General features: G+C 27.6%; 10 protein-coding genes. 4 read left to right on the forward strand and 6 right to left on the reverse strand.

Annotation, left to right across the window (positions count from 1 at the left end; genetic code table 11):
- Positions 1–361 precede the first annotated feature (361 nt).
- A complete protein-coding gene (locus tag J3E06_RS00605; protein ID WP_013180377.1) occupies positions 362–2,431 on the reverse strand; it encodes an aldehyde ferredoxin oxidoreductase N-terminal domain-containing protein in 2,070 nt (689 codons plus the stop codon).
- 290 nt (positions 2,432–2,721) lie between these two features.
- On the opposite strand from J3E06_RS00605, the gene J3E06_RS00610 reads away from it, so the two are divergent.
- Positions 2,722–3,297, forward strand: coding sequence for a winged helix-turn-helix domain-containing protein (locus J3E06_RS00610; RefSeq protein WP_013180378.1), 576 nt, complete (start codon positions 2,722–2,724; stop codon positions 3,295–3,297).
- Positions 3,298–3,625: 328 nt separating this feature from the next.
- Positions 3,626–4,177 carry an L-fuculose phosphate aldolase gene (gene fucA, locus J3E06_RS00615; RefSeq protein WP_013180379.1) on the forward strand — a complete coding sequence of 184 codons (552 nt, stop codon included), beginning with the start codon at positions 3,626–3,628 and terminating at the stop codon, positions 4,175–4,177.
- 117 nt (positions 4,178–4,294) lie between these two features.
- Here fucA and J3E06_RS00620 read toward each other — a convergent pair whose 3' ends face one another.
- Complete coding sequence (locus tag J3E06_RS00620; protein WP_013180380.1) at positions 4,295–5,377, reverse strand: AI-2E family transporter; 1,083 nt, start codon at positions 5,375–5,377, stop codon at positions 4,295–4,297.
- Positions 5,378–5,798: 421 nt separating this feature from the next.
- Between J3E06_RS00620 and J3E06_RS00625 the strand changes: the two genes are divergently transcribed.
- Entirely contained in the window at positions 5,799–6,077 is a 279-nt protein-coding gene (locus J3E06_RS00625; RefSeq protein WP_013180381.1) for a UPF0147 family protein, read from the forward strand.
- Between the two features lie 156 nt (positions 6,078–6,233).
- Here the strand turns inward: J3E06_RS00625 and J3E06_RS00630 are convergent, their stop codons facing one another.
- The 3 genes from J3E06_RS00630 to argS all read right to left on the reverse strand — a co-directional run bounded on the left by J3E06_RS00630 (position 6,234) and on the right by argS (position 11,371).
- The gene (locus J3E06_RS00630; protein WP_013180382.1) at positions 6,234–6,758 is read right to left on the reverse strand and encodes a YkgJ family cysteine cluster protein; all 525 of its coding nucleotides are present in this window, start codon (positions 6,756–6,758) and stop codon (positions 6,234–6,236) included.
- 201 nt (positions 6,759–6,959) lie between these two features.
- Entirely contained in the window at positions 6,960–9,074 is a 2,115-nt protein-coding gene (gene lonB, locus J3E06_RS00635; protein ID WP_013180383.1) for an ATP-dependent protease LonB, read from the reverse strand.
- A 524-nt stretch (positions 9,075–9,598) separates the two neighbouring features.
- The gene (argS, locus tag J3E06_RS00640) at positions 9,599–11,371 is read right to left on the reverse strand and encodes an arginine--tRNA ligase (protein WP_013180384.1); all 1,773 of its coding nucleotides are present in this window, start codon (positions 11,369–11,371) and stop codon (positions 9,599–9,601) included.
- Between the two features lie 205 nt (positions 11,372–11,576).
- On the opposite strand from argS, the gene rqcH reads away from it, so the two are divergent.
- On the forward strand, positions 11,577–13,745 hold the full coding sequence (gene rqcH, locus J3E06_RS00645) for a ribosome rescue protein RqcH (RefSeq protein ID WP_013180385.1): 2,169 nt from the start codon (positions 11,577–11,579) through the stop codon (positions 13,743–13,745).
- Between the two features lie 63 nt (positions 13,746–13,808).
- Here rqcH and J3E06_RS00650 read toward each other — a convergent pair whose 3' ends face one another.
- Entirely contained in the window at positions 13,809–14,417 is a 609-nt protein-coding gene (locus J3E06_RS00650; protein ID WP_013180386.1) for a GNAT family N-acetyltransferase, read from the reverse strand.
- Positions 14,418–14,438 lie beyond the last annotated feature (21 nt).

Here is a 14,438-nt window from a genome sequence, read left to right on the forward strand (position 1 = left end):
TTATATAAACTGATATCTCTTTAAAAATATAAATGGGGGTATCTAATTAATTAAATATCTAAGATTGTTAAAAATAAACTAATAACGGTTTAAATCATTTTATTATCTAATAGATATTAAAAAAATTAAAAATACTCAAAATTATGCTAAAATAGTTTAATAATATGCTTTATTTTAAAAATATATGGATAAGTTAGGATATTTTTTTGCAAAATTTAAATTTAGTATATCAAAAAAATAATTTGCAATTAAAATATCAGATAGAATATTAATAATTTTAAATATGTAATACTTAAATAATACTTATTTAAATAAAGTAATAAAATTATTAATTAATATGGTAATTAATGCCATTGCAAAACTATAATTTCCAAGATATATTTAATAATTCACTGTATTTTTTTAAAACTCTTGATACATATTCGTCTAAAGCTTTATCGCCCTCTTCTTCAAATTTCTTAGCCCATTTTTCATTTCCAAAGTCTTTTGCTCCACAAGCTATTAATTCTTTTACCCGGTGACTTTCAATAACGTGGGGATAACCCACCTTTAAATCATACTCATAAATCTTATTAAGCAAAATTAAGCTAACTTTGTGTATATTATTTGATAAATAGTAATTAACATCGTTTTCAGTATCTTCATTCTCTTTATTATTTTTAGATTCTTCTTTAAAGACTTCTGCAAGTAATTCATCTAAAACTGGCAATATCCATTTTCTATGGAATCGACAAATGCCTAAGTTTTCGAGAGATATCTCTTCAGTAGCACCTTTGACACTTAATGTAGCCAATTCTTCGGGCTCTAAAAATACCCCGTTTTGGTAATAAGTAAGATATTTGCCTTGTATTAGATAAGGCATATAATTACCTATTGCCCAGTACATAGTTGGAGAAATTTGTCCATTGTGTCCAAAAGCCACATAAACCGCAAAATCATTGAAATTTAAAGGTTCAGGGTTTTTCAAACAGTTTGATTTATATTTTATAAATTTTTCAACTTTTAAATTGCAATCTGAATTATTTAAATTATATAATCTTTCATTATATATTTCATTTAATTCATTTGCAGCATATCTCGTATCTTTTCTTAACAATTTAATCAATTGTTCAATTTTTTTAATATTTGGATTTTCAACCTTTAAAGTAGATTTATCGAGTATGCCATAAACTATTAAGTTTGCAAGAGCGATTGCTTGTTCTGCATTATGATTTGAACATTTTAAGATATTTTCGTCAGTATCGTAATTTTCTACGTCAAAATAAGGCAATTGTATACCAACTTCTTCAGGTTTTAAGAGTCCTACGTTTAAAAGCTCAAAAACCCACGCACACAAGTTTCCGAATTCTATTGCATCCATTCCTAAACTATCCACAGCGTGCACAACCTTATCAACTGCATAAATATCAAAAATACCCAAACACGGACCATTTGCTTCATAAGGCTCATAATCTACGTGCATTCCTTTTCGATATTTCTTACAAGCTACAGGACAGGGTTCTCCGCAATTTGTCCAATTTTTAGGGATTATGGCTTCTTTATCAAATTGAGCCACAAAATACTTTAATATTTTATCGTGGAAATATAATCTATCTTCTTTTTTTATAAATGGCGTTCTCCAATTGAATATAGGGGTTAAATCCATTGCAGTTTTGTAATTATTTCCAAAAGTCCCGCCTGTTTCAGTCTTTTTGCTGTATCGGTATTTTTCAGTATTTGAAAGTACTGCATTGATGTATGGTTTATTATGGCACTTTTCTACGATTTTTTTAAGTTTTATTTCTTTTTCTATGTCCTTTTTATAATTATCTCCGAAAAATACAACACCTACAACGTTGTGGCACCGGTAGAGTGCTGAACCACACCCCCCTCTTGCTGCCCAATCCTCAGAACCTTCAACAATTGCACCATTTTTTATGGTTTGAGAATATATTCCAGCTATATCTGTTGTTATTGCACTTGGACCTACTAAAAATGCCCTAAAATTTTCATCGATGTGTTTATATTCGCTTATTAAATAATCATTTAATTCATAAACACTTTTAAACTTCCCTTGTTCGAATTCTTCGATTTCTTTGAATTCTAAGCTAAAACTACCATTTCCATTTAAAATTATAAGACTTGGTTTTTTGCATCTTCCTTTAATTGCGATATTGTCCAAACCAGTATTTTGTAAAGTATATCCTGCTCCGCCCATTGCTGAAAAATGGAAACCTTTCCACATTGGTGACCTAAAAGAAAATATTAACCGATGCCCCCCAATAATCGGTAAAACACCTTTTCCAAAGCAAAATATATTATTATCGCTGTATATATCTTCTTTATAAGTTTGATAATCATTGTGGAGTTTCATACCCCAATCCAGTGGCAAATAAGTACCTTCTATAGTTTCGTAGGTTTTTGATGACGCATCGATTAGTATATTTTTCATTATATCCCTGTGTGCAGTTCTTTAGATTGATAGTCTATTCTTTGAAATCCCTAAATTCAAAGCAACTATTTAAATTAAATGATTATAATTAGATAGTTTTTACAAATATAATTTACTATATATCATAATATATAGGAATACTTAATATAATTATACATCTTGATTTTATATATTCAATTCATATATTCAATTTGACCGAACAATTTTAAAAGTATTTTAAATAGTAAAAACTAAACTAATTAAAACTAAAACATTAAAAATTATATTAAGGAATTATTAAAAGGGATAATATGCAGATTGAAATAGATAAAAAAGTTATAAAAGCCCTTTCTGCCCGTTCAAGAGTTAAAATATTGAAAAAACTGAATCAAAAACGATATACTGTCACAGAATTATCTAAAGCTCTTAATTTATCAAAATCAACGGTTCACGAACACTTATCAATTATGCTTGATGGGGGACTCGTAGAAAAACACGATGATGGGCATAAATGGATTTATTACGGAATGACAAGTAAAGGAAAACTCATAATAAATAGCCAGTTTGAAAAAACCATCGTATTGTTCCCATTATCAATCGTAGCGTTTGTAAGCGGATTTTACAGCTTATTTATGTATGGAAAAGGTAGTGTTATTACACCAATTGTTGCAAGAACGGGTACTGGGTTTTATGGGGAAGCTACATATGACTCCGTTAATTTAATGACTGCAAAATCTACACCAGTTGTAGAAAACGTTGTAAATCACGACCCTGCAAATTTAATCATTGGATTAATATTATTGGGAATTGCATTTTTTATGCTAAATCATATCCATAAAACTTACAAAAACGCAAAATTTAATGAAAATCGTTATAAAATGGATTAAATTAATTATTTACCTCATAATTAACGTCATTTTATAATTTTAAATATTATTATTTTTATTGTTATTTTTATTATTATTTTTATTATTATTTTTATTTTTATTATTAATTTTGGAGTATAACATTTTTTTGAATGCTAAATTATATAAATACCACAAATACATATATTTTTTAAATGTAATTATGACTGATTAATTATAAACAAACTATAATTTGACATACTAATTTAATTATTCCATAATTTAAAAATAACATTAGATAGGCATATCAAATTTTGGTGAACAGATGGAAAAAATTGATAACGTAGAATTAGATGAATTAGATAATAAAATGGACCATATATTAGCTGAATTTGTCGACGTGTGCAAAAAACTTTACGAAAGAAAGTATGTTGTTGGCTCAGGCGGTAATGTAAGTATTAAAGTTGGAAACTTAGTTTTTATAACCCCTACAGGTCATATATTAGGTTTTATGGAAAAAGAAAAGATATGTATTGTTGATATGGATGGGGATATATTAAAAGGAAAACCTACTTCTGAATTAAATATGCACTTAAAAATTTACAAAAATAGAAAAGACGTAAATGCGATTGTGCATACTCATTGTATGTATTGTACAGCTTTTTCAAATATCGATAAAGAAATAAAGCTTATAACGCCAGAAGGACAGTTATTTATTCGTAAAATCGATTATATTGATTATTACCCTTGTGGCAGTATGGAATTAGCTGAAGCTGTTTCAGGTAGCGAAGAAAGTGCCATTGTTTTAAAAAATCATGGTTTAGTCACAGTTGGGGAAACCATTTTTGAAGCATACTTAAAAACTGAAGTTGTAGAAGAACTTGCCCAGATGAATTACATTATCCACAATATGATAAAATAAGTAAATAGGTTGAAAAATAATATAAAATAATATAAAATAATATAAAATAATATAAAATAATATAAAATAATATAAAAATAAAATACTATTTTAAATTTTAAGTATAATTATTGACGATTAATCATCTTCTTTGCCTTCGTCTTCATCTTCATTACCTAACTGAGCTATTGAAGATAATTCACAATTTTGTCTTAAATTTATAAGTGAAATTTCCCCATCTTTTAAGCCATATAATGAATCAAAAGCACCTACGATTATCGGACCTAAAGCAAATCCTGCAATTCCCAATGTTAAAGGAGCGATTAAGAAAGCCGTTAAAGTCATTACGGGGTGCACATTTCCGCCTGATTTTACAACCTTTGGACGTATGTAGAAATCCAATATAAATGACAAGAATATGGTACCAAACATATATATTGTTAAAGCATACAATATCTCGCCTTGAAGTAAATAATAGATTGCCAAAGGCATATAAATACCCCAACCTCCTACTACAGGCAATAAAACACATATTCCAGTTAAAACACCTAACGCTAAAGCATTTGGAATCCCTAACAATTGATAACCGATAATTGCAATCACCATAGCAATTAAAGAAGTTAATGCAGTACCTGTAAACATATTTTTATAAGAATCATTTAATTTTTGTGCAAATATCTTTACGTGTGCCTGATAACATTCGGGAATATGTATCAAAGTTGCGTTTAATAATTTATGACCATCTTTTAAGAAATAATATGTCATAAACAGGATGATTAATACTTTTATCATTAATAATGGCACTACAGATAATTGACCTAATAATCCATTTAGAATACCTTCTAAAAATTTAAATAAGTCTGAAGAAATTGGTGTCCAATAATTTGATAAATTTATATTGTATATCGAAATTTTAGAAATTAAAGTCGATACTGAAGTGCTTAATGTAGATAAATCCAAGTTTAACAAGTAGAATATTAATTGTTCCACGATGATTAATATAGTGGCAAGAACGGGGATAGTTAGCACTAATATACTCAATATTGCAGAGGTTGATTTTGAAAATTTCCTCCTAAATCTATCATATGCAGGTTTTGTAATATATGCAAAAGCTATCCCAAACGAAATTGCATCTATAAACGGCAACATTATGTATACCATAAGCATAAAACAGAATAAACTTCCCACTTTAAGAATAATGTTAAAATCACTGTCTCTCATAATCTCCCAAGTAAAATGTTGTATATTCAATTTGTAAATTTAATAAACTATTTTATTATTTTATTATTTTATTATTTAAATTTAAATTTAAATTGTTCCAATATTCTCCATACTTTGCCCAAAAAATTAACTCTAAATTTTGTTTTTTATATAAATAATATAATATATGTATTTAATAAGTAATATAAAAATGATGTGAATTTATTTAATACTTGAAAGTAAAATTATAATTGGGAGATAAATGTTTTAAAATATATTGTGATAAAAATAAGGGGTAAACCATATATAAAATAACTACATATAGTTATAAATAAATTTTATTCAGTGTATAAACCGTAACTAAAATTTAATTGGGTTATAGCTATAAATAAATTTAAATATATGAATTTATCTAATTTAAACACGGTTGAGGTGACTATTTATGTTCACAGCTAAAGAAGTAAGTACCGAAGATAAAATTAAAAATATTACATACATGTTAAAAGAAATTATCGAAGATACGACTGTACCAAGAAACATAAGAGCAGCTGCAGACAATGCAAAAGAAGCTTTAAACAATGAAGAAAACGAATTTATCGTAAGAAGTGCTACAGCAATCCAATACTTAGATGATATCAGCGAAGACCCAAACATGCCGACACATACAAGAACTCAAATATGGAGTATTGTAAGCGAATTAGAGACTATTAAAAACGAATAATTTATTTTATTTAATTTAATTTAATTTAATTTTAAAGTTGTATTACACTAAAATTTAAAATATATTTTACGAAATGATATGCAACAATTATTTTTAAGTCTTTAAAAATTATATAAAAGTAATTATTTTTATTATTATTATTAGTATATAAAAATATTATTTATTAGACAATCTTTTTTTAGCTTTTTCAAAGAGTTCTTCAGGCGTTGATTTTTCTTCACCCAAATATTTATATACAGTTATTGCGTGTCTAAAATATTCTTCTTCAGGCGGTAAATCTCCTAAAAACATTCCTTTACAATTTTCAAGGAACCAAGGGTCGTAAGTTAATTTTAATTCTGCAGAATTTTTCTTGTTTCTTTTACTTCCAGTTGGCTTTTTTCCCATAAGCTGGATAGAATAAGGTCTTAATCTACAGATTATAGGTCTTACTTTGTAAATTTTACATTTTCTATCTTCGCCTAAAAAGATACATTTTGTTTTTGAAGTTTTTAAAACACCAGTTTTTCCATTGAAACTTTTTAAATATTTTGAAACTACTTCCTCAAATGGAATTTTTAAAAAACCTGAAATATTTGCGATATCTTTTTTAGTCACGGAAGGGCTATCGCAACAACCTCCACAAAATCTACAAGACCAAGATATGCCTTCTGTTTTATAATTTGAATTTGAATTATCCATGTTTCCACATCCTTATATGTAATTATATATTTACTAATGTCATTTTAATATTTATAATCTTTTGAAATTTTGAAATTTTGAAAATATGATACAGAATATAATCCATTTAAAAAAGTAATATTTTAAAAATAAGTTTAAAAGATTATGTTAAAAAATCAAAATTGGAATTAATATTAAAAAGTAGTAAATGTATTAAATATATTAAATTTCAAATACTAAAGGTATTAATTCGTCAAGTGTTTTGACAGGTATTACTTCGATACCTTCTACATTAATTACGTCTTTGTAATTAGAGAATGGTACAATTACTCTTTTGAATTGGTATTCCCTTGCAGCCCCTATTTTTTCATTTACGCCACCAATGGCTAACATATCACCATTCAAGTCCAAACTTCCAGTTATACAGAAATCTTGCTTTATAGGTATGTTCATTAATGATGAAATGATGCTTAAACACACTGCAGCAGTTGCAGAGTCCCCATCTATTTTTGAGTAAGATTGGCTAAATTGTATGTATATCTCTTTTTCAGATAAATCTGTTTCACCATCTTTTCCTTTCAATGGTAAAGTACCGTCTGAAACTAATTTTTTAGATAGAGCTGATGCTAAAGTTATGCTGTGCTTTGCAATATCTCCAGTTATGTTAAGAAGGCTTGTTTTAGGGTTTTTAGCATTTAATACTTTTGTAATAATCCTTGTAACGTCGCCCAATCCTTCACCACCGAGAACTGCTAAACCGTGGATTACACCAACCGTAGGCTCTCCATTAGGGTGTATATTTTTGTATTCCTTAAAGTTTTCAAGATAATCCATTGCAACTTGTTTTTGCATACTGTATATACCCGTGTCGAGAACTCTTTTAACATCCGATAATTCAATAGGCTTTTTAACTTTTGAAGTATCTAATTTATTTAAATCGGATATTCTTGCCCTTAATTCGATTTTTAATTCATCTACACTTTTGCCGGATTTTTTAGTGGATTTAGTTGCCTTACCTTTTATTTTACTAACCACATTCTTAAGTTTTCCAGCGTCTTTATCTCCTTGACTTAACTGCTCGATAATTAATTCAGAGTCTGAATCAAAAGTATCGTCTAAATCAAGTGTTCCATTTTTAGTGAATTCATTTAAACTTTCACTTAATTCTTTACCGGTTGCTATATCATTTGCCATTTTTATGATGTTAGACAATCTTCTAAGTCTTAAAGTAAGCTTATTTTTAGAACCTGATAGTAATTGTGCTAATTTAACTAATTCACAGCAAGCTTCATAAGTCATAGGATTTAAATTATTATTCTTGATTTCCTGTACAATAAATTGTAATAATTTATCCCTATTTTCGAGACTATTATCCATTTTGTTCTTCAAAACTACTTTATAATCAATTCTGTCCATTAATGGAGCCCTTAAATTTGAAACATCGTCCATATTTCCCGACATAATTAATGTAAAATCACACGGGATGGGGTTTGTTTCTACAGATGCACCACTAGAATTAGGGTTTCTACCACTTATCGCAAGTTTTTTGTCCTGAATTGCTGTTAATATGTAATCCTGAACGTCTAAAGGCATTGTCTTAATTTCATCTACGTAAAGTATACCCTTGTGTGCTTCGTGAATAGCTCCTAATATTACCCTTTTATGAGGCGGGGTTCCAATTGGAGGTTTACCACCCAAAGGACAGTGTTTTATGTCCCCAAGTAATTTTGTAGTGTTATAAGCACTTGCTCTAACTAATGGTCTTTTTGGACATTCGTATAATACCATAGGTTTTAAATCTGCAGGACTTATTGAATTAGGCATGGATGCTTTTGTAGCGCCAAATATTGCGAGGAATAATATTATAAAAGCTATTAAAGTACCCACAATAGTTGTAGTCGCTACTATACCCAACATTTGAGTTTCAGGGACTCCTTTCAGTAAAAATTGAGTCACTAAGATAAAACCAAGCATTATTAAAACAAGTGTTAGCATACTTGGAGGTTGTCTCATAACCTTTGGTTTTTCCTCAGGCATAATTCTTTCTATTACATTACCTTCTAAAAGCTCAACCATTGGTTTTTCGGTGTTTTTTAAGTTTGGTTTTGAAATTATGGTGTATGGAGTAAAATGTCCAGAATTTTCCAATAATTCACCAAATGCTTTAACCATCATTGATTTACCGACACCAGGGTCTCCCAAAAGTAATGCGTGTCTCTTATTTTTTACGGCATTCAATACAATTTCTACGGCCTCATCTTGTCCGATAACTTGATTTATTAAGTTAGGTGATGGCTCAGGTAAATCATCTGTAGTGTTAAATTTGGTTGAAAACATTAATTCACCTTTATTTTAAATTATTTGAATAAATTGATAAGTTTATGTAAATTTTATATAAATAATATATAAATATAGATTCATACGATTTATTAATTTAAATTATATTTCATAATCAATAATCATACATATTTTTCAAATATTTAGTACTTGATATAAATTATTGTTTAAAGTATATAAATAATATAATAATCATGATTAGATACATTATAAATATTTTTGTATTTTGAGTATTACGTTATTAAATACCATTTTTTATAATTATTAGTACTTTTTTAAATAGGTTATAAAATAATCTATATTACTTTATCCTACTATATTAAGTTTTATGAATAATTATTAAATAATTTAATAATTTATTAATTTAACAATAATCCAATGAAATAAAAATACATTGATAAATAAAATAAAATAGAAAAAAATAGAAAAAAAGAAAAAGAATAATATTAAACAATAAAATATCTTAATTTAGATGATATTATTTTAAAATATGTTAATTAAAATATGTTAATTAAAATATTTTATTACATTTTACCCGGAACTTCAATACCTAAAAGCTCCAATGAGTTTTCAATCACAATTTTAGTGGCATTAACGATTTTAATCCTTGAATTCTTAATATTTTCTGATTCTTTTAATATCGGACAATTGCCATAGAATTTATTAAATGATTGAGCTACATCAAGAACGTAGTTCGCTAATATTTGAGGTTTTCTAACTTCTGCGGATTTTTCAATAATTTCTGGAAGTTTAGATATCATTCTTACGAGAACTTTTTCGCTATCATTCATTTCATAGTTAAATTCAGATTCTAAATTATTTATATTGTCCATATTAGTCAAAACATCTAAATTATCCGAATTTGAAACATTTTCAAGAATTCTACAACAGCGGGCATGTGCATACTGTATAACAGGACATCCAACTTTTTCAAAGTCGAGAGCTTCGTCCCATCTAAATATCATAGGTTTTTCGGGGGAAATTCTAACAATGTTGTATCTTACCGCACCCACTGCTATTTTATTCGCTATTTCTTCGATTTCAGCTTCGTCAGTAGCTACATTTCTTTTAATAATTTCAGATTTTGCCCTAACTTTCGCTTCTTCAAGCAATTCGTCCATACTGATAAATGTTCCTCTTCTGGTACTCATAGAACCTTCTGGTAATGATATAAATTCGTAAAATACGATGTCTGCTTCATTGTATCCCAATAAGTCAAGGGTTTTATTTACCATAATGGCAGTTAATTTGTGGTCTGCACCAAGCAAGTTAACTGCTTTGTCACAGTTTTCCATTTTAGCAATGTGGTAAGCAATATCTCTTGTAGAGTACAAACTTGTACCGTTTAATCTTGCAAGAACCATTTTTTTCTCGATTCCATAGTCTGATAAGTCCAATCTGTAAACTTCATCTTTAACTACTTTTCCGGTTTCTTTTAATCTTGCTATTAAGCTTTTTACATCGCCATTTTTAACGAAACTACTTTCCCATACGAATTTATCGTGATAAATATTTAAATTTCCTAAAGTCTGTTTAAATCCATCGAGGGTATAATTTACAGCTTTTTCAAATTTACCCATTATTTCAGATTCTTTACCTTCTTTTTCGAAGATTTCACAATCACTTTCGTAGTTTCTCATTAAATCAAGTATTTCTTGATTTAAATCTTCATTTTCATTCAGTAATTTATTTGTTTCAACGTAAACTTCCCCAATTCCGTGGTCTTGCTTCTTATTTTCATTTAAATTAAATTTATCAAGACCATAAACCACGATAGCTTCTTGTCTACCCATATCATTTACATAATATTGTGTTTCAACGTCATAACCTGCATTTATTAATATTCTCTTTAAACTGTCCCCTATAACCATATTTCGACCGTGTCCAATATGGAAAGGACCATTAGGGTTTGCAGAAGTGTGTTCAAGTATAACTTTTTCGTTTTTAGTTTCCAATTTACCAAAAGATTCTTTTTCATCGGCAATATTTGATAAAACTTCTTTAGAAAATTCATTATAATCTACAAAGAAATTTATATATCCATTTAAAGCTTCTATTTTTTCAATTTTTAAAGCTTTTAAGTCATTTTCTTCAATTAATTGTGATACAATGTCTTCAGCAATCATTTTTGGAGCTTTTCGAAGTGGTTTAGCTAATCTGAAACATATGTTAGTTGAATAATCCCCCATATTTATGGAAGGCGGTTCATCCAATCTTATTTCGATTTCTTCGCCTGTTAAATTTTTTACTTTTTCATTTAAAATTTCTATAAGTTTGTTTTCAATTTCATTCGGCATAATTTCCCTCAATAATTGTACATAGTTATTATAATGGGTTAAAATTAATTTATCATAAAATTCTTTTAAAATTATCTTAAAAGTATCTTAAAATACATTTTAAGTACAAGATTATATGTTTATATATTTATAATATATAATTATTATCGATATTATAGATTTTCATCCTATAAAAATCAAATTATCGAATATCGAAGGTGAGATAATGCAAGTTAATTCAAATTTATTAAATGATGTCAAAACAGAAAAAAAGGAAATGACAAACATAGATATATGTGTGGCCGTCAAAGAGCTCCAAAACTTGATAAATGCTAAATTTGATAAGGCTTTTTTAGTAAATAACCAAGATGGTAGAGAATTAATTTTAAAAGTCCATAATACGGAAATGGGAACTCAAGAAATAGTAATCGGTGTTGGAAAGTACAAATACATCACAAAAACTGAGTATGACCGTCAAAAACCAAAGAATCCCCATTCCTTTGTAATGTTGTTAAGAAAAAATTTGAGAAATATAAAAATTACCAAAATTGAGCAGCATAATTTTGATAGAATTGTTAAAATAACTTTCGAATGGAATGAATTAAAATATACGCTCATTATAGAATTATTTAAAGATGGAAATGTAATATTATTAGATAAAGAAAATAAAATCGTTATGCCTTTACGTAATGAACGTTTTAGCGACCGTAAATTAATACCAAAAGAAGAATACAAATTCCCCGCTCAAAGGGACTTGGAACCTGCTAATTTAGAGTATGAAGTTGCTAAAAAAATCTTTAAAGATGAATTACAAAAAGATGAATTTAAAGATTTAGAAATGGTAAGGATTATATCAAGAATTTTTGGTTTAGCGGGCGTTTATGCAGAAGAAATTTGTAAAATAGCAAATATGGATAAAAATTTAAAAAATATAAATGAAGAACAAACAGAGCAATTATACGAAGGTATAAAAGAATTCTTCGACTTACTAACTAATTCAAAACCTTATGCAATAATTGTAGAAGAAAAAACGGAAAAAGAAGTAAAAGACAATGCTAAAAAGATAATTGACGTAAGCCCTATTGAATTAATTAGATATGAAGAAAGCAATTTAAAAGAAAAAGAAACAGAAAATTTAAATATATATAAAAAATATTATGAAAATTACTTAAATGCGTTAGATGAGTATTTTTCACAGTTTATACTTCAAAAAGATATTAAAAAGGAAGAAACAAAACTCGATAAGCTTATAAGAAAGCAAGAGAGAATCGTAAACAGCCAAATTGAAACAAAAGCTAAATATGAAAAGCAATCCGCTAAAAATCATCAAAAAGGCGATTTAATATATGCAAATTTCACAGAAATTGACGAAATTATAAATACAATCCGCTCAGCTCGTGAAAAAATGGAATGGAAGCAAATTAAGAAAATTGTTTCAGAAAATAAAGATAACCCAATACTCAGTAAAATTGAAAGTATCAACGAAAAGAACGCAGAATTAAATTTAAAGTTAATTGCGGAATATGGTGGAGAATTGGGTACGATAAAAGGAAATGTAGCTATAGACATAAGAGAATCCGCTTTTGAAAATGCTAATAGTTATTATACAAAGGCAAAGAAATTTAAAAATAAAGTAAGTGGGGTAATTGTAGCTTTAGAAATATCTCAAAAGAAATTGGAAAAAATAAGACAACAAACAGAGCTTGATGCTGAGCTTTTGAAACAAAAACAACAAAATATCAAGAAAAAAGAGAGAAGAGTACTAAAATGGTATGAAAAATTAAAATGGACTATTATAGATAATTATTTGATTATTGCGGGTAAAGATGCAACTACAAATGAAATTATCGTGAAAAAATATTTAGAAAAGAATGATGTCGTATTCCACACGTTAATGGAGGGTGCACCATTTACAGTTATTAAAAATACCTCCGAAGAAACGCCAAGTGAAGAAACATTATTGGAAGTGGCTAAATTTGCAGTTTCTCACTCTAAAGCTTGGAAATTGGGCTTAGGTAGTGCAGATGTTTATTGGGTATTGCCAGAACAAATTTCAAAGACTGCAGAAAGTGGAGAATTCCTTAAAAAAGGTGCTTTCGTGATAAGGGGTAAAAGAAACTTTATAAGGAGTGCACCGTTAGATTTAGGGGTGGGAATTGTTGAATATGACGGTGAAAAGAGAATTACCACAGCCCCATTAAAAACACTTGAAAATTCATTCGAAAAATATGAGTTAATTAAACCTGGAAAACTTAAAAAGAGTAATTTAGTAAAACAGCTTTTAGGTGAATTTAAGGATTATGAACTAATAGACGAAGATATATTTAGTACACTACCTCCAGGGGAAAGTGAATACGTTAATAGTAAAGATAAGCGATTACCTCGTAGGAAATAGACCAATATATTACTAAATTACTAAAAAATCAATTTTTTTATTTATTATTTTTATTTATTATTTTTATTTACTATATAATTCTTTTTTCATAATTATTCCGTCAAATTTGCCTTTATTACAGTTAAAAAACTCATTTATTCGATAAATTTCCTTAAATCCGTTGTGAGTATATAATTTTATTGCATTAGTCCAGTTTTCTGAAACTATCAGTATAATGGACTTTATATTATATTTTGAAATCATATTATCTATTAATGTATTAAATAATAAATTTCCATAGCCTTTATGTTGATGATTTTTTGAAATTGCAATGGACGAAATATATAGTTCTTTTCCATTATCGTTATGAAATTTGTTTATATTATGATTTAAATTAAATTTTTGGCAATATTCGGTATTTTCTTTAACATTTTCCCATAATTCAGACGTTATAAATCCAATTATATTTTTTTCATCTTTATTTTCATTATTATTAATATTATTACTATTATTACTATTATTACTATTATTATGCTCAAGTACTAAAAAACCATCTTTAAAAACATCTAATCGGTTAGAATATGTAATTTCTGTTTCTCGAACACCTTTATCGAAACTTTTAATTTCTAAGTTCATAATTTGGCTTATATCATTGATATTTGCAGTTCTAATAATTAAATCCTCTTCTACCATAGTACCCCATTTTTAACTTCA

The organism is Methanococcus voltae, assembly GCF_024807655.1.
GTDB lineage: Archaea > AGJL01 > Methanococci > Methanococcales > Methanococcaceae > Methanococcus > Methanococcus voltae_D.